General features: G+C 64.3%; 15 protein-coding genes. 7 read left to right on the forward strand and 8 right to left on the reverse strand.

The window, feature by feature from the left end; translation table 11 throughout:
• The first annotated feature begins 9 nt into the window (after positions 1–9).
• From R4P57_RS09295 to R4P57_RS09305, 3 genes are read left to right on the forward strand one after another with little or no spacing between them, the layout of a single operon-like run.
• The gene (locus tag R4P57_RS09295) at positions 10–690 is read left to right on the forward strand and encodes an ABC transporter ATP-binding protein (RefSeq protein WP_317802551.1); all 681 of its coding nucleotides are present in this window, start codon (positions 10–12) and stop codon (positions 688–690) included.
• A complete protein-coding gene (locus R4P57_RS09300) occupies positions 687–1,322 on the forward strand; it encodes an energy-coupling factor transporter transmembrane protein EcfT (RefSeq protein WP_317802552.1) in 636 nt (211 codons plus the stop codon). Before R4P57_RS09295 ends, R4P57_RS09300 begins: the two co-directional genes overlap by 4 nt.
• Positions 1,255–2,763, forward strand: a complete 1,509-nt coding sequence (locus R4P57_RS09305) for an AMP-binding protein (RefSeq protein WP_411742336.1) — start codon at positions 1,255–1,257, stop codon at positions 2,761–2,763. The genes R4P57_RS09300 and R4P57_RS09305 overlap by 68 nt, the downstream gene beginning before the upstream one ends.
• Here the strand turns inward: R4P57_RS09305 and R4P57_RS09310 are convergent.
• The 5 genes from R4P57_RS09310 to aroQ form a co-directional block, all read right to left on the reverse strand.
• Positions 2,667–3,458: an acyl-[acyl-carrier-protein] thioesterase gene (locus tag R4P57_RS09310; protein ID WP_411742337.1), complete on the reverse strand. Its 792-nt coding sequence runs from the start codon at positions 3,456–3,458 to the stop codon at positions 2,667–2,669. The genes R4P57_RS09305 and R4P57_RS09310 overlap by 97 nt on opposite strands.
• A 36-nt stretch (positions 3,459–3,494) precedes the next feature.
• Entirely contained in the window at positions 3,495–5,036 is a 1,542-nt protein-coding gene (locus R4P57_RS09315) for an NlpC/P60 family protein (RefSeq protein WP_317802553.1), read from the reverse strand.
• 145 nt (positions 5,037–5,181) lie between these two features.
• Positions 5,182–5,754: a vitamin K epoxide reductase family protein gene (locus R4P57_RS09320; RefSeq protein WP_317802554.1), complete on the reverse strand. Its 573-nt coding sequence runs from the start codon at positions 5,752–5,754 to the stop codon at positions 5,182–5,184.
• Between the two features lie 17 nt (positions 5,755–5,771).
• Entirely contained in the window at positions 5,772–6,527 is a 756-nt protein-coding gene (locus R4P57_RS09325; RefSeq protein WP_317802555.1) for a DsbA family protein, read from the reverse strand.
• A gap of 95 nt (positions 6,528–6,622) precedes the next feature.
• Positions 6,623–7,057, reverse strand: a complete 435-nt coding sequence (aroQ, locus tag R4P57_RS09330; protein WP_317802798.1) for a type II 3-dehydroquinate dehydratase — start codon at positions 7,055–7,057, stop codon at positions 6,623–6,625.
• Positions 7,058–7,147: 90 nt separating this feature from the next.
• Between aroQ and R4P57_RS09335 the strand changes: the two genes are divergently transcribed.
• From R4P57_RS09335 to R4P57_RS09350, 4 genes are all read left to right on the forward strand, one after another.
• A complete protein-coding gene (locus R4P57_RS09335; protein ID WP_317802556.1) occupies positions 7,148–8,437 on the forward strand; it encodes an MFS transporter in 1,290 nt (429 codons plus the stop codon).
• 106 nt (positions 8,438–8,543) lie between these two features.
• Entirely contained in the window at positions 8,544–10,238 is a 1,695-nt protein-coding gene (locus tag R4P57_RS09340) for an MDR family MFS transporter (RefSeq protein ID WP_317802557.1), read from the forward strand.
• A gap of 245 nt (positions 10,239–10,483) precedes the next feature.
• Entirely contained in the window at positions 10,484–10,618 is a 135-nt protein-coding gene (locus tag R4P57_RS09345) for a hypothetical protein (RefSeq protein ID WP_317802558.1), read from the forward strand.
• Positions 10,619–10,717: 99 nt separating this feature from the next.
• Positions 10,718–12,862: an ArnT family glycosyltransferase gene (locus R4P57_RS09350; protein ID WP_317802559.1), complete on the forward strand. Its 2,145-nt coding sequence runs from the start codon at positions 10,718–10,720 to the stop codon at positions 12,860–12,862.
• Positions 12,863–12,945: 83 nt separating this feature from the next.
• On the opposite strand, the gene R4P57_RS09355 is transcribed toward R4P57_RS09350, so the two are convergent.
• The 3 genes from R4P57_RS09355 to R4P57_RS09365 all read right to left on the reverse strand — a co-directional run bounded on the left by R4P57_RS09355 (position 12,946) and on the right by R4P57_RS09365 (position 16,581).
• Positions 12,946–14,817: an HNH endonuclease signature motif containing protein gene (locus R4P57_RS09355; protein WP_317802560.1), complete on the reverse strand. Its 1,872-nt coding sequence runs from the start codon at positions 14,815–14,817 to the stop codon at positions 12,946–12,948.
• Between the two features lie 305 nt (positions 14,818–15,122).
• Positions 15,123–15,521, reverse strand: coding sequence for an ASCH domain-containing protein (locus R4P57_RS09360; RefSeq protein WP_317802561.1), 399 nt, complete (start codon positions 15,519–15,521; stop codon positions 15,123–15,125).
• A 7-nt stretch (positions 15,522–15,528) separates the two neighbouring features.
• Complete coding sequence (locus R4P57_RS09365) at positions 15,529–16,581, reverse strand: endonuclease/exonuclease/phosphatase family protein (RefSeq protein WP_317802799.1); 1,053 nt, start codon at positions 16,579–16,581, stop codon at positions 15,529–15,531.
• Positions 16,582–16,638 lie beyond the last annotated feature (57 nt).

The following is a 16,638-nucleotide window of genomic DNA, read 5'->3' on the forward strand; positions in this document are numbered from 1 at the left end:
CGGGATTACATGAGCACAGTCAAGTTCGAGAACATTTCGCACTCGTTCGGGGAACGTCAGGTGCTGCACAGTATCGACCTCGAGTTCGACGAGCGACGAATCGGCATCATCGGCTCCAACGGTTCGGGCAAGTCGACGCTCGCGCGGATGATCAACGGTCTGATCAAGCCCGATACCGGCCGCGTCACGGTCGACGGCGTCGACGCCGCGAAGAAGGGCGCGCAGGTTCGCAAGAAGGTCGGCTTCGTGTTCACCGATCCCGATTCGCAGATCGTGATGCCTACTGTCGCAGAGGATCTCGCGTTCTCGCTCCGCAGGTCCGGTTTGAGCAAGACCGAGGTGGCCGAGCGGGTCGAGGAGATTCTCGTCCGCTTCCGTCTCGATCAGCACCGCGACCATCCGGCGCACCTGCTCTCGGGTGGACAGAAACAACTGCTGGCGATCGGTGCCGTCCTCATCCGACGACCGGAGGTGGTCGTTGCGGACGAACCGACGACGCTGCTCGATCTGCGCAACGGACGCGTCGTCGCGCAGGCTCTGGATTCCATGGACCAGCAAGTCATCGTCGTGACCCACCAACTGGCACTGCTGGACAGCTTCGAGCGCGTCATCGTCATCGACGACGGCCGCATCGCGTTCGACGGCACCCCCGCTGCCGCCGTCCCGGCCTATCGGGAGCTGATCGGATGATCGGTCTCTACCGGCCCGGCACCTCGCTGCTGCACCGGATGAGTCCGGGAACGAAGCTGCTGGCGCTCATCTTCGCGATCCTGGCGACGGTGATCTTCGCGCGCACTCCGCTCGAAGTGGGTGTGGTGGCGCTGCTGGTCGCGGCATTGTTCGCGGTGGCCCGCATTCCGGCGAAAGTTGCACTGGCGCAACTACGTCCGGTGCTGTGGATGCTGCTGATCATCGGCGTATTCCAGGTGATCATCACTACCTGGCAGCGCGCCGTTGTGGTGTGTGGGGTGCTGGTGATCTCCGTTGCTCTGGCGGCTCTCGTCACCCTCACCACCCGGGTGACCGACATGCTCGATACCGTCACTCGGGCACTCGGTCCCATCCGACGCTTGGGCGTCGACCCGGATCGCATCGGATTGCTCTTGGCCTTGGCCATTCGATGCATCCCGCTGCTCGCGTCCATCGTGCAGGAGGTGTCGCAGGCCCGTAAAGCACGCGGACTGCAGTGGTCGATGACGGCACTGGCAACGCCGGTCCTGGTGCGTGCTCTCCGGACCGCCGACGCGATGGGTGATGCCCTCGTCGCGCGCGGTGTGGATGACGACGGTGTTGACGATGACGGTGTGGATGATGACGAGTGAGCTTCTTGCCGCCCGCATAGCGCGGCATTCCGACCGTCCCGAGGCAGCCGTCGTCGACGCGACCGGGGAGATCACCTACCGGGAATTCTGGGATCGGGTGACATGCGCGGCGACCGCAGTGGCAGGGAAGCGTCGCATCGCGGTACTGCCGACGTCGGATATCGGGTCATTGGTGGTCGTCGTCGCGGCGATGCATGCCGGGGTGAGTGTCGTTCTGCTGCATCGACATTTGTTGGCCCAGGAATTCGCCGATGTCATGGCGGTGTGCAAGCCCTCGCTGATTGCCGCGCATCCGCGTCAGCATGCGAGGTTGCATGGTTGGGGCGCAGTCGACGTGTTCGCACCCGAGGACATGGCTGCCGACCCGCTCGCCGCCATCCACACACCCACACCGAACTCCGAGTTGCTCGTGGGCGTCACCTCCGGAACCACCGGCCCGCCCAAGTTGTTCGTGCGCAATCAAGCGTCGTGGGCAGCGACGCTCGACCGCTCCGATGCACTGTTCGATCTCGGTCCCGGCGATCGGGTGTCCGCACCCGGCACTCTCGATCACACGCACTTTCTCTACGGCGCAGTGCATGGGCTCACCCGCGGGGCGACGGTCGACCTGCGGGAGCCGACCGCAGCTCTCGAAGATGCTGCGACCCATCTGTATTCGGTCCCGACCATTGCCTGGGACATCGTTCGCTCGGGAGTGCGATCGGTGAGTGTCCGTGAGGTGCTCTCGTCTGCGGCGCGGTGGGCGGAGTCGGGTAGGTCCGCGCTGGCAGCGGTACTGCCGAATGCAGTGCTGACGCACTTCTACGGGGCGTCCGAGCTCAGTTTCGTCTCCTACGACCGAAGCGAATGCAATGGCACAGAGGTCAGTGGACAGCTGTTCGACGGGGTCGAGGTCGAGATCAGGGACGAGCTGCTCCACGTCCGCAGCGACATGCTGTTCGACGGCTATCTCGGCCGCGCGGGCGAGAGCGAATTTCTGACCGGAGGGCCGGACGGCGACGGGTGGATGACGGTCGGCGATCGCGGCAGTGTCGAAGAGGGGCGACTGACCTTGTACGGCCGCGGCAGCGAGACGATCGTCCGGGCCGGTCTCACCGTGGAGCTGACTCCGATCGAGGCGGCCCTGCTCGCAGTTCCCGGTGTGCTCGAGGCCGGGGTGGTCGGGTTGCCCCACGATCGAACCGGTGAGGAGCCCGCGGCCGGAGTTGTTGTTGCGCAGACCGATCCGATATCGGTGGCGCGGATCCGCCGCCACCTACGCACCGTGCTGCCGGGTCCGAGCCTGCCGGTGGTGATCGCCGTCGTGGATTCTCTGCCCCGCACACCACGCGGGAAGCTCGACCGTCAAGCCTTGGGTGCAACCTTGGCCACGGTGCGGACCGTCGGCTCGCCCGATGCTCCGGTGACGACGAACCAGACGGTCAACGCCCCGCCGTCGTAGCGGTGGCGCAGAGCCACGCGTTCGCCTGCCAGCACCGGGCTCAGGTACTCGATCACGGCGCGGTGCGGCGACGCGGCCAGCGCGGGTACGTCGACCAACAACTCCTCGATCGCATGCCAGTAGGCCGCATTGTTGAGGTGGTTGAAGGGGTCGATATCGGTTGCGCGCAAAGGGAACTGCACGTCCGCGTGCGATTCGGCCGGCACCGGCTCGGTCAGCCATGCCTTCCATCGCAACCGGTGTTGATCGGTGGTTCGGGCCAGCATTTCCAGTGCGCCGTCGCTGATGCGGGTCGGCATTCCGGTGTCCTTGCTGATGTTGATCCAGAAGCCCTCGGTTTCGATGCGACCACCCTTCGGGGTCGTCAGTGCCACGCGCATGTTCGACCACCGCGTCGACATCGACGAACACCAACGCCGCATGTGCACTCGGTCCGGAAAGTGGATCGGCTCGAAGACGTCGATGACGGTGCGCCGCACGATCCACATCGGATCGGTCTTGCCCAGCGGCGTGGCGTCGAGGTTGTCGGTACCGATGTCCTGCAGGTAGCGGGCAACGCCGTCGAACCGCAGTCGGTTGTTCGGATCGATGTCGCCCGTCCGCACCGGCCAGTTGTTCTCGAAGCCCTCACCCGGCGGCGGCTCCGGTGCCAGTTCGTCGTCGAAGCCGGCCGGTTCCACGCGTGCATTGGTCACGACCGCACTGTACGCGGACACGCCGAATGTGCACCGCTAGACGATGTGACGGGCGCGCATACCGTCGAACACCGGTGCTACTCGAACGACGTCGCCGCGTTGGGGTGCATGCACCATCTGCCCGTTGCCCATGTAGATCGACACGTGACCCGGCCCGGCCGGTCCGAAGTTTCCGAACAGCAGATCGCCTGGTTGCGCGAGCTCCATCGGGATCTCGGTGCCCACGTTCCACTGAGTTTCCGAGGTTCGGGGCAGGGTCACCTTTCCACCCGAGGCCTTGAAGAGGGCGTACGACGTCAGGCCCGAGCAGTCGAATCCGCCGCCGGACGGTCCGTTGATGTTTCCGCCGCCCCATACGTACGGCAGTCCCAGGTAGTCCATCGCCAACTGCACCGATCGGCCGCCGATTCCGGTGAGGTCGAGTCCGGCGAACGGGGTGAGGATGGCGGCGAACTGCGCTTCGGTAGCTCGGATCCGAGACACGTACGGCTTGGTCTGCGTCTCGTAATCGAATGTGCCCGCAGGCATTCCGCCCGATCGCAGTACCGCTCCCGCGCCTGCGTTGTATCCGGCCAGGGTCAGATCCAGGGTGTCACCGGACACCTTGCCTTCCCGCTTCCAACCGTCGACCTGTCCGTAGATATCGCACAGCAGTGTGCCCGACGCCATCACCGAATCACCGATGCTGTTGACGTCGGTGACGCCGTTGCCGTCGTAGTCCTTGCCGTACGTCGCCCATGTGCCGGGCATGAACTGCCCCGGCCCTTGCGCGCCGGTGCTCGAGACCGGAGCTGTGGGGCCGTGCCGAAAGCCGTTCTCGGCGGCATACAGTGCTGCGATGGTCGTCGCCTTGACGCCGCCGCAGATGTTGCCTGCCTTCTGCAACCACGGCACGAATGCGGTGATGGCTCCTACCGCGCCCAAACCGATCGGGCCCACATTGATGCCGGTGAACGTGGCGGGTTGACCGGGGAACAACGCGCGCCGAATGGCCTCGGCCGACGCCATGAACGCGGTCTGGGTGGCGATATCGGCAGCGGTGTACGTACGGCCGGCGAATTGAACGGCACCGGCACCGAGTGCGGCCGCAGTGGTGGACACCGCATTCGACGAGAACACACTGAACGGCAGTGGCGCAGAGGGGGAACCGGCAGTGGACATGGTCGACAGTGCGGCGGGCAGGGCGGCCGCAGCAGCCGCCGGGTCGGTCGGTACAACAGAAACCCCGGCTGCCCCTGCGTCGGCTGCCTCTGTGTCGGCTGCCTCTGTGTCGACTGCGTCGATGTCTTCCACCGTCGGCAGATCGGGGAGCATCGGTTCGGCGGCGGTGTGCAAGCCTTCGGCGGCGTCGGAGAGGGTGCGGTCGGCGATGTCGGCCGCCGGTTCGGGCAGAGTGCCCAGGAGTTCGGTCCACTGATCGCTCATTGTCTTCGCCTGATCCTCGGCGGTGGCGGCAATTTCTGCCGCCTGATCCTGCACCGCCTGATCGGGAATCGGAGCCGGGGCGTCGGTTCCGGCGACAACACCGGCGGCGGACACGATGACGGCAACGATGACTGCGAATGGATCGCCTGCCATGTATCGACTCCTGCTACTCGAACGATCTTCCCCGAGCCAGTAGCTGTGATCAGGCTCACTCGGGTGCTGCACCCATCATGCACGGTGCAGACGTCCGACTCATGAGATTCGCAAAAGGAGTGCCAGGGTTGTCAGAGCAGTATTTTCAGAACAAGGATGCCCAGTAGTCCGAGAAACGGATTCCGATGAGCGCGACGACGATTGCGTACCACACCGCGAGCAGCGTCCAGCGCCATTCGAGGAAGAGACGGCCGACGGTGCCGCCGTTGTTCGTGCCACAGTCGACCAATCGGCTCAGAGCCAGTACGAACAACGGCATCGTCACTGCCCACACCACCATGCAGTAGGGGCACAGGGCATTGATCTCGTACAGGCTCTCGAAGATCAGCCAGTGCACGAAGACTTCGCCGAGCAGCAGGCCCGCGCTCAGTCCGAGCCAGAACCAGTGCGGTAGTTCCACGCGGCCGAGCCAGAGCACCCCGGCGACGAGAGCGATGGAGAACGCGACGATGCCGAGGATGGGGTTCGGAAAGCCGAACAGCGCAGCCTGTTTCGTCACCATCACCGACCCGCACGACAGCACCGGATTCAGGCTGCACGACGGGACGTAGGACGCGTCCTCGAGCAGTTTGAATCTCTCGATCGTCAGCGTCAGCGCAGCCAGCAACCCGAGAGCGCTGAGAACGGTGAAGGCGCCAGCGCCTGCTCGGGTCCGCATGGTCAGCTACCGGCTGCTCAGTTACCGGCTGAGGCGGCGGCGAGGATGTTCTCGGGCGTCGGGTTGGCGATGTCGGTGCCGTTGACGCGCACGTTCGGTGTTCCGTTGATGCCTTCGCCGAGGACCGACTGTGTCTGGGTGGTGACCCAATCGGTGTAGCTGCCGTCGGTGATGCACGACGCGATGGCGGGGGAGTCGGCACCTGCGGAGGCGGCGATGGCGACGAGCTCGTCGTCGGTCAGTCCGGTACCGCCCTCGGCCGGCTGCTGCTCGAACATGGCGGTGTGCCAGTTCATCCAGTTGTCGCGATCGTTCTCGGCGACGCAGATCGAGGCACCGGCCGCGCGGGTCGAGTACATGGTCCCGTTCGAGAACCGGTCCAGAATGGAGATGGGGCGGTAGTCGACGGCGACATTGCCTGCGTCGGCCAGCTGCTGCAACGTCGATCCGCTGATGGACTCGAAGTTCTTGCACGCCGGGCACTGGAAGTCCTCGACGACGCTGATGACGGTGGTGGCGTCGGGGTTGCCGAAGCGGATGGCACCGTCGTCCGTCAATGACGTGGGGGTGAGCTGGGCCCCGGTCGATGCGCCGGAGCCTGCGGCGGGAGATGCATCGCCCGACGTCGAATCCTTGTTGACGATGAAGAGGGCAATCGCCGCCACGAGCGCGATCAGAACGACTGCGACGACGACCTGAACGAGAGTCCGGCGATTCTTGTCGCCGTTCTGCATGGCCTTGATGTCTTTGGAGACGTTCTTGCTCGTGTTCACGGCGACCAGTTTAGGCAGTCGATCCTGAGCGTCGGATGAGAGCTGTGTGAGTTGAGAGCTGTGTCAGATAAGAGCAGTGTCAGACGAGAGCTGTGTCAGATGAGGGCAGCGAGGCGCTGGATGGCGAATCGGTATCCGTCGATCCCGAGTCCGGCGATGACGCCGCTCGCGATGGGGGAGACGAAGGAGTGGTGCCGAAACTCCTCGCGGGCGTGCACGTTGGAAATGTGCACCTCGATGATCGGCACCTCCGGGATGACGAGTGCGTCGCGCAGCGCCACGGACGTATGCGTCAACCCGCCCGGGTTGATGACGATGCCCGACGCCACCCCGCGGGCCTGGTGAATCCAGTCGATGATCTGTCCCTCGTGGTTGGACTGCTCGGCCTTGACGGTGAGTCCGTGCTCGGCGGCGGTCTTCTCGCACAGGGTGACGACGTCGGCGAGGGTGGCGTGGCCGTACACCTCGGGCTGCCTGGTTCCGAGCATGTTCAGATTCGGACCGTTGAGCACCAACACCTGCTTGGCCATCGCGTCACTCACTCTCTTGCTCTACGAACTTCTGCGCCTCGAAGAAGGACTGAGTCGATCATTTCACAGCGTGGTTGACACAATCGTCCGGTGAGTACTGGCAAGACAGTCTGGGTGGTGTGGGGCATCGGTGTCTTCGCTTACATCATCGGCGTGCTGCATCGGACGTCCTTCGGCGTCGCCGGCCTGAGTGCGGCCGATCGGTTCTCGGTGTCTCCGTCGCTGCTGTCGTCGTTCGTGGTGCTGCAGGTCGTCGTCTACGCGGGGATGCAGATCCCCGCCGGGGTGCTGCTGGATCGCATCGGTTCGCGGAAGATGATCGCCGCGGGCGCACTGATCATGGCAACGGCTCAGATCACGCTGGCGCTCACGGAATCGCTCCCCATCGCGGTAGCTGCGCGGGCGTTCGTCGGTGTGGGTGATGCACTCACCTTCATCTCGGTGCTGCGGTTGGTGCCGCGCTGGTTCACGCCGCGGCGAGTACCGATCGTCTCGCAGCTGACCGGTCTGCTCGGCCAGCTCGGCCAGGTGCTCTCGGCGGTCCCGTTCCTGATTCTGTTGAACGGACCCGGTTGGACGTTCGCGTTCGGCAGCGCAGCGGCGCTCGGGCTCCTTGCACTCGTACTGGTTCTCGCGCTCGTCAGGGATCGCCCCGACGACGGAGCTGCCCCCGTGTTCGAGCGGACCACGCTGCGACAGACCCTCGCCTCCATCGCGGAGGTGTGGCGACGACCCGGCACCCGGCTCGGCTTCTTCTCGCACATGGGCACCCAGTTCTCGATCACGGTGTTCGCCTTGCTCTGGGGTGTGCCGTATCTGACGTCTGCGCAGGGCCTGTCGGCGTCGACGGCCGGAGCGTTGCTGACGGTCTCGGTGCTGGCCGCGGTGGCGTCGGGCATCGTGGTGGGTCTTCTCACCGGGCGCTACCCGATGCGACGGTCGTGGCTGGTCCTGGCAATCATGGTCAGCAACGCGACGATGTGGGCGATCGTGTTGGCGCTGCCCGGGCCTGCGCCGCTGTGGTTGCTGGTGCTCCTCGTCGTGGTGATCTCGGTGGGTGGCCCGGGTTCGGTGATCGGGTTCGATTACGCCCGCACGTTCAATCCGAGCGCCAATCTGGGGACGGCGCAGGGGATGGTGAACATCGGCGGCTTTCTGGCTTCGCTGTTGGTGATCGCAGCGATCGGATGGATTCTCGACGCGATGGGCGGGTACACGTTCGACGGTTTCCGGGTGGCGTTGCTCGCTCAGTTCCCGGTGTGGGTCGTCGCGATCACCGGGGTTCTGTTGACGCGGCGCAAGACTCGGAGGGTGCTCGCTGCCGAGGGTATTCACCCGCACACGATGCGTGAGGTGCGGGACCGGATTCGCCGCAAATAAACCACCTGCGATATTTCGTTGCACAGACGGCGTTCTGCGCGCATGCTGGTGTCCCGAATATCGTTGTAGGACACAAGTAAATGCTATGTAAAGGTGAATCCAAAAGATGGTAACCGAGCCTGAAGTGAAGCCCGCGACCGGCGAGTATTCGCATCGCGAGATCATGACGATCCTGTCGGGCCTGATGATGGGCATGTTCCTCGCGGCCCTCGACCAGACCATCGTCTCGACGTCCGTCCGGACCATCGCCGACGACCTCAACGGGTTCTCGGTTCTGGCCTGGGTGACGACGGCGTACCTCATCACCTCGACGGTCTCGACGCCGTTGTACGGCAAGCTGTCCGACCTGTACGGGCGCAAGCCGTTCTTCATGACGGCCATCTCGATCTTCGTCGTCGGATCGATGCTGTGCGGCATCGCGACGTCGATGTACGAGCTCGCCGCTTTCCGCGCCATCCAAGGTCTGGGTGCGGGCGGTCTGATGTCGATGGCGCTGGCCATCATCGGCGATATCGTGCCGCCGCGCGAACGTGCCAAGTACCAGGGCTACTTCCTGGCCGTGTTCGGCACGTCCAGCGTGCTCGGGCCGGTCGTCGGTGGACTGCTCGCCGGGCAGTCGTCGATCCTCGGAATCACCGGCTGGCGTTGGGTCTTCTACATCAACGTCCCGCTCGGCATCATCGCGCTCGTGGTGGTGTGGCGAGTGCTGAATCTGCCGGTGTACCGCCGCGAGGCACGCGTCGACTGGTGGGGCGCAGTGCTTCTCAGCGTCGGCCTGGTGCCGCTGCTCATCATCGCTGAGCAGGGTCGCGTGTGGGGATGGAGCTCGCCGCGAGCCCTGATGTGCTTCGGAATCGGCATCGTCGGTGTCATCGCGTTCGTACTCGCCGAGATCAAGATGGGCGACGACGCCCTGATCCCGATGCGATTCTTCCGAAACCCGCTGTTCTCGTTGTGTATTGCTGTCAGCGTCATCGCCGGTGCGGCGATGTTCGGCGGCATCTCGCTGCTGCCGCAGTATCTGCAGGTGGTCAAGGGATCCTCGCCGACGCTGGCCGGCTACCAGACTCTGCCCCTCGTCGGGGCCCTGATGGTCGCGTCGATCGTCTCGGGTCGCATGATCTCGAAGACGGGGCGTTACAAGATATTTCCGATCGTCGGTACAGCATTGATGGCCATCGCGATGTTCGTCTTCCACTACGTGCACGCCGATACACCGCTGTGGCAGACGATGGTCGTCATGGGTGTGTTCGGCCTCGGGCTCGGTTCGATGATGCAGCCGCTGACCCTGGCGATCCAGAATGCGATGCCGCCCAAGGACATGGGTGTATCCACCTCTGCCGCAACGTTCTTCCGCCAGATCGGTGCGACGGTGGGTGTTGCCGTCTTCCTGTCGATGCTGTTCACCCAACTGACCCCGAAGACGGGTGACGCGTTGGTTGCCGCGAGTTCGACCCCGGCGTTCCAGCAGGCAGTACAAAGCGCCGCAACCAGTTCTGATCCGCTCGAATCCGGTTTCGCCCAGGCAATCGCCTCGGGTGACGCCTCCGTCGCAGGCAGTGCACTACAGGACAGCTCGTTCATCCAGAAGCTCGGACCAGCTCTCGCCGAGCCGTTCCGCATCGGGTTCTCCGACGCCATGGACTACGTGTTCCTGGCCGTGTCGATCCTGATGGTCCTCGGATTCGTGCTGGTGCTCTTCCTGAAGGAGGTGCCGCTGCGGACGATGTCGGGTCTGGCCGCTGCGCAGCAGGAACGAGACGAAGAGAAGGCGAACGAGGCGGGTACGGGTCTGCTTTGATCCTGTGAATGCTGATGCCTGAGTTCTGGGAACTGGGTACAGCTCGGTCCGGTGCGGACGTGGCACGCCCGATGTCGAGTGGCCCGGGTTGTCCACAGAACTGACGTTCGCGGACATGGCCACCGACACCACTGCGTTCGTACAGCAGGTGATCGGCGGACCCACGAAGCTGGCGGGGTGCAGCGACGGCTGTGTAGTAACGGCTGTGTGGTGGCCCTGCTGGTTGCGCTGCGCTGACGCCCGAGATGCTGGCCGAACTGTCGATCGTGCCGGGCACGTCCCATGGGCTACTGGTCGAGAAGCCTGTGCTGTGCAACGAGATCCTGATCGACTTCACTCGGGACGCAGCGCAGACTTTCGCTCCGATTCGGCGGGCGTGACGCACCGGCGCTCACAGCAACTTCGCAGGCTGCTCCCAGCCCGGCCGACGGTCCATCGCACATTCTCGTAGTCGACAACTTCTACGAACAGGATCTGCGATGACTGCCCAACTCGACCGACCGGCTGCGATGCCTCCGTCGCACGCGCGCCAGGCGTCCTGGCAGGACCGGTGGTGGTATCGCCGCCGCCGCCTGCTCGGGCTGCTGGTTCTTCTCGCGGCCACAGCGACGCTGTATCTGTGGAATCTGACGGCAAGTGGTTACGCGAACACCTTCTACGCAGCTGCGGTGCAGGCCGGTTCAAAGGACTGGACGGCATGGTTCTTCGGTTCGCTCGACTCCGAGAACTTCATCACCGTGGACAAGCCGCCGGCCTCGCTGTGGGTGATGGGGCTTTCGGCCCGCCTCTTCGGGTTCTCCAGCTTCAGTCTGCTTCTTCCGCAGGCGTTGATGGGCGTCGCCTCGGTGGCCACGGTGTACGCCGCGGTCAAACGAGTCGCGAATCCCACCGCCGGCCTGTTGGCGGGCTTCACGCTTGCGTCGGTTCCGGCGGCCGCTTTGATGTTCGACTTCGACAACCCCGACGCGCTGCTGGTTCTCCTCATGACGCTCGGCGGTTACTTCGTCGTGCGGTCTCTGCAGACATCAGCCGGACGACGGGCCGCGATGTGGCTGGCATTGGCCGGTGTGGCGCTCGGGTTCGCGTTCCTGACGAAGATGCTGCAGGGACTGCTGGTGCTGCCGGCGTTCGGTTTGACGTATCTCGTTGCGGGACAAGCGCAGTTACGGTTCAGGCTGCTGCACCTGATCGGGGCCTTCGCGGCGTTGGTCGCGGCAGCCGGTTGGTGGGTGGTGACGGTTCAGTTGTGGCCCGAGAGCGCTCGACCGTACATCGGCGGCTCCACCGACAACACCGTGATGGATCTGGTGTTGGGTTACAACGGACTGGGTCGCATATTCGGCAACAGCGGTGGCGGCGTTGGTGGCGGCGGTGGCGGCGGCGGTGGGATGAACTCCGGCGCAGCGGGATCGAGCTTCGGTGGGTCTACCGGTCTGGATCGATTGTTCGGCAGCGAGATGGGAATTCAGATCTCGTGGCTCATCCCGGCTGCGCTGGTGGCGTTGGTCTTCGGGTTGATTGCACGTGGCCGAGCGCCGCGCACCGATCTGCTGCGTGCGTCGTTGATTCTGTGGGGTGGCTGGTTCCTGGTGACGGCGCTGATCTTCAGCTACATGTCCGGAACCATCCACCCGTACTACACCGTAGCGCTGGCTCCGGCTATCGCAGGCATGATCGGTACCGGCGGCTACGCGTTGTGGCTTAGACGCGATTCCATCTGGGGCAGAGCCGGTATGGCGTCGATGATGATCGCGGCCGGGACCTGGAGTTGGGTGCTGTTGCACCGTAACGCGGACTGGCTGCCGGCGTTGAAATGGATCCTGTTGGTTGGAACCGTCGTTGCTGCGGTGCTGATCTTGCTGGCCGGGCGATACAAGAAGCTCGCAGCGGTTGCGCTGATCCTCGGAGCGGTCGCAGGACTGGGCGGCGGTGCGTCGTATGCCATTGCCACGACGACCAACGCGCACAGTGGATCCATCCCCACCGCAGGCCCGACCGGTGCGGTCGCCGACGGCGGAATGGGTGGCGGCGGCGGTGGCGGCACGCGAGGCGGTGGAATGCCCAGCGGTGATATGCCCAGCGGTGATATGCCCAGTGGCGCAGCACCGGACGGGGCAGCGGCAGACGGGGCAGCGGCAGACGGTACGGCGGCAGATGGCACGGCTGCTGCTGGCTCGGCTACCGACGCGGCCAGTGTTCCGGCCGGCTTCGGCACTGCTGCCGCGGCCGGTGACGCGGCCGGTGATTCCACCGCCGGCGGTGGCGGTGGCGGGGATCAGTCCAACGAGGAGTTGACTACTCTGCTCGAGTCCACGACCACTCGGTGGTCTGCTGCGGTGAACGGTTCGCAGTCGGCCGCGGGGTACGAGTTGGCCTCCGATACGGCGGTGATGGCAATCGGCGGTTGGAGCGGTGATCCTGCGCCTTCGCTCGACGAGTTCATCCAATACGTCTCCAACCACGAAGTGGCGTATTACGTGTCGGGTGGCGGTATGGGTGGTGGGGGCATGGGCGGCGATTCCACGAGCACGTCCTCACAGATCCAGGAATGGGTCGAGGCGAACTTCACGGCCACCACGGTCGGCGGCGCGACCGTGTACGACCTGAGTACCTACGCAGGCTGACGCCCGCGGATCGAACAGGCACAGTTGTTCCGCCGCAGACACTTCGACTGCGGTGGAACATCTGTGTGCGCTCCCCGGTCGGGTCAGAAGGGCGGTGGCTCGTCCTCGGGTGCCGAGGCGGGTATCGGGGTCGGTTGTGGTTCCGCCGGCCTCGGAGTCGACGAATCGCGCTGAAGCTCTGTCCCTCTCGGTTTCGGGTGGATCTTCGGCAGGTGGCTGAAGTCCGCGAGTTGCGTCGTGCCGGGAACGGTGACTGCGGTGGTGCCGGCGTTCGAGATCCAGAACTCGACACCATCGGCAAGCATGACAGGAGTCCACAGGCCCATGGTCTTGAGGCTGTGGTGGTAGCGGCACAGGCAGTGCAGGTTGGTGTCGATGGTCCAGCCTCCCGTCGACGGGTTGTGATGGAAGTACGGGACGATGTGGTCGATCTCGCACTGCTGGGCCGGGACGTCGCAGCCCGGATGTCGGCAGGTGCGATCGCGATATCGAATACGTTCTGCAAGTGCAGTAGTGGGCCGATAGGCGAGCGCTCCGGGTGGCGGCTGCACGAGACCGCCGTGCCCGTCCGGATGGAGCGCGAGCCCGAGAGCGGGATCTACGGTGATGGCCGCTTCGAGTTCGGCCACGAAGGTGTAGGCACCGCGATACGGCGTGGCGACACAGGTGCTTCGCGGTGGTTGTGCGGACGTCGGGGGCCGAGGTACAGAACCGCCGACGCGACAGCGACCGCGCCCCAGAGGATGAAACACCACATGCGACCTGCTGCCCTCGGAGCTACTGCCCTCGGACCTGCTGTTTCTCGTCTTACGTACCTTCGATCCTCTGGACTTCTTCTGGTCACCTCTCGATCCGCGGTGGTTCGTCCTACTGCTGCCGCTGTCGGCCCTGCTTTCGGCACCCTTGTCATCGGTGTCTGCGCCATTCTCTGGCGCGAGGTCGTTCTCGGTGTTGAGGTCGAGGTCGATGAGTGATTCCAGGTCTTCGCCGTAACCGAACTTCTCCGCCAGATTGCGGGCTTCGGTGAGGAGGATCTGCCAATGCGCGTTGTCGGCAAGTTCCCGGGCGTACTCGGCATCGATGGTGCCGTGCCCGGACACGTGAGCAGGATTGGACAGCAGACCGGCGAGCGTAGCGAGGTCGACCGTGATCACCGTCAGCGGCGCACGCCGATCTGGGCGTGCGGTATCGGCCGTGCACGGATTGTCGTCATCGGGTTCGCACATGCATGACATCGACGACTCCTGATGCAGCAGAGCAACATACGCGGCTGCGCGTTTCTGTCCTCGGCTACGCGAATCTCGTCGACAGACGGTGGCGGCCATCTCGTTGATGAGTTGCCAGGCAGCTGCGGCGTCGGCTGCGGTGAGATCGGCCTTCAGCGTCGACAGCACATCTTTGTCGGTGTATGTGACGTTGGTGTGCCGTTCCAAGTCCCTGCGTAGAGCGGCAGCCTGCTCGGGCGCGATGCGGTACATGATCGACCAGATTTCCGTCGCCAGCGGACCCGGTGACAGACGTCGGGCAGCGTGCAGAACCTCCCCTTGGACGGCCGTCGCCGCGTCCTGCGTCAGATTGTGGGTGCAGCGGTATATCGCGCGGACGCGAGGCAGATCGAGTTCGCCGGCCTCGAACGCGGCCGCGATGGCAGGAAGCCGAAGCCGAAGGTCCATTCCGACCTCGGCATATGTGTTCGCAACGGTCTTCGAGCAACCCAGAACGTGCGCAATTTCGGAAGCCGCATAGTTGCCCGCGTCATGAATGACATCACCGACGAGCACGTTCTGATGAATGCACGTGTCCCAGATGGTGGCGGCCAGAGCGACCTTGCGAGCGCACGCCTGATTCTCCAGAATCGCGACGTCGCGGATCTCGCCCAGCACTGCGCTGTCGATGTACGGCTTCGATTGTGGCCCGAGATAGGCCGCGAACCGACTGCGCATCGATGTGGTCACTGTGTCATCGCCCCCCCGGCAGATGGTCCAACAAGAGTAGAACGTGTGTTCGATGGTACCGGGGCAGGGGGCGTCCGTCAACACCAATAGTATTGCGGCGAAACGGAATCGACGTGCAAGCGCCTATACACCTACCCACCGACACGATGTATTGACCCTGACGCCGCGTCAGGGCACGCGATGGTGGACATGAAACGAGAACTACCCCGCCCTTGCGGTGAGCGCCCTACGGATTCCCGACGCCAATGCCAACGCGCATGGCATCCGTCCCGCATCCATCCCGAGTCGGTCAGCTGGCAGTGAGTTCACACGAGTATGAACCGCTCCAGCACCACCTGGGTGTCGTCGTTCACGGTGGAGTGTGGATCGCCCAGTTCCTGGCGGACCTCGGTCGAATGCCAGAATTTTTCGTGCCCGGCCCGCCACTGCGCGACGTCGGCGTAGCCCTCACCCTCGTCGAGCGCGTGTTGCAGTGAAACGTCACGTAGCGCAACGATATCGACACCCGTGGTCTCGATGACTCCGACCACGACACCCGCCGAATCCACCACCACGCCGCGTTCGCCGACCTTCGGCAGCTCCTCGTCGGCATACTGCGCCAACAGGCTTGCTGTGCTGGTCTTCTCGCCGGAAAGAACGGCCGCGACCAGGGCGTCCCTCAGGGGGCCGGGGTACGCGAATTCGACAATCGGTAGATCGGTCACGCACACATCATATTTCGAGGTCGGCCCACACCAGTCGGTGGTCCGAGGGATGCTCGGGCTGATTCGGCCAGTAGACCTGCGAATCGAGCACGGTCAGATCGTCCGAGGGCAACACGTAGTCCACGCGCAGATCGCCCGGCGTCGGGTCAGTGAAATCTGCTGTGTCCGTGCCATGTTCGGTCGACTTGGGTGCAGGATCCTGAACCCGCGGAAGGTCCAGGACCTGCGCGATGGCACCGGCAACCGAATCTCCGTCGACCGGATCGCTGTTCTGATCGCCCAGCATGACGAACGACGCTCCGTCCTCGAGTCCGCCGCGCACACCGTTGTCGTCGTAGAGGTAGTCCGCACCCGAGATGTAGTCGGCACTGAGCCTGATCTCGTCGTGGTTGCGCTTGCCGTTGCGGTCCTCGGGTCCGTCGAAGGACGGGGGAGTGGGGTGCGACGCAAGCACGTGCAGCGTCTTGCCGTTCACATCGATCGGCACGTCCCAATGCGATTTGCTGGACAGTCGAAGCTGGTCGGACACGTCACCGTAGTAGTCGCGTGGCAACAGCGAATCCGGCATGTCCTTCCACAGAAAATTCTGGAACGTGCGTACCGAATCGGTCGCGATCGGAAACTTCGAGTACACGACCATCCCGTACTGACCTGGGAACTGACCGAACCCCCAGGCATCGCCCGGTCCGCCGAGTTCGCCGTCTCGGTCCAGGTCGAGTCCAGAATCGACACCCGTATTCACCGGCGCAGTGAAGGAGTACGGATACTGCCCATCGAGGTAATTGTCGTTGAACAGAGCCACCGCATCCTGGCCCGAATAGTCGAATTCGTTGACCAGCAACACATCCGGTGAGTTCGCGGCGATCACATCGGCGACCGCGCGCGCCTGCGCGTTCTCGCCGGAAAGATCGGTCACCAGCTGCCCGGCCGCGGGCCGATTGAGGCTGGCATTGAACGTCGCCACCCGGATGCTCGACGGTGCATCCGTGGCGGAGTCCGTGGAAGAGCATCCGGCGGCCATGACGGCGAGGGTAACGGTGACGGCCACGAGTCTCGACATTCTCACGCTCGTCACCGTAGAGACGGCAAGCGAACACAAGGTTACGAATTAACAAGC

The sequence above is a fragment of the Rhodococcus sp. IEGM 1330 genome, assembly GCF_033142445.1.
Classification (GTDB): domain Bacteria; phylum Actinomycetota; class Actinomycetes; order Mycobacteriales; family Mycobacteriaceae; genus Rhodococcoides.

Excerpts from the sequence above, each read along its gene's own strand:
- R4P57_RS09295 (WP_317802551.1), top strand. The coding sequence starts at position 10 with ATGAGCACAGTCAAGTTCGAGAACATTTCGCACTCGTTCGGGGAACGT.
- R4P57_RS09300 (WP_317802552.1), top strand. The coding sequence starts at position 687 with ATGATCGGTCTCTACCGGCCCGGCACCTCGCTGCTGCACCGGATGAGT.
- R4P57_RS09305 (WP_411742336.1), top strand. The coding sequence starts at position 1,255 with ATGCCCTCGTCGCGCGCGGTGTGGATGACGACGGTGTTGACGATGACG.
- R4P57_RS09315 (WP_317802553.1), bottom strand. The coding sequence starts at position 5,036 with ATGGCAGGCGATCCATTCGCAGTCATCGTTGCCGTCATCGTGTCCGCC.
- R4P57_RS09320 (WP_317802554.1), bottom strand. The coding sequence starts at position 5,754 with ATGCGGACCCGAGCAGGCGCTGGCGCCTTCACCGTTCTCAGCGCTCTC.
- aroQ (WP_317802798.1), bottom strand. The coding sequence starts at position 7,057 with ATGGCCAAGCAGGTGTTGGTGCTCAACGGTCCGAATCTGAACATGCTC.
- R4P57_RS09340 (WP_317802557.1), top strand. The coding sequence starts at position 8,544 with ATGGTAACCGAGCCTGAAGTGAAGCCCGCGACCGGCGAGTATTCGCAT.
- R4P57_RS09345 (WP_317802558.1), top strand. The coding sequence starts at position 10,484 with ATGCTGGCCGAACTGTCGATCGTGCCGGGCACGTCCCATGGGCTACTG.
- R4P57_RS09350 (WP_317802559.1), top strand. The coding sequence starts at position 10,718 with ATGACTGCCCAACTCGACCGACCGGCTGCGATGCCTCCGTCGCACGCG.
- R4P57_RS09365 (WP_317802799.1), bottom strand. The coding sequence starts at position 16,581 with ATGTCGAGACTCGTGGCCGTCACCGTTACCCTCGCCGTCATGGCCGCC.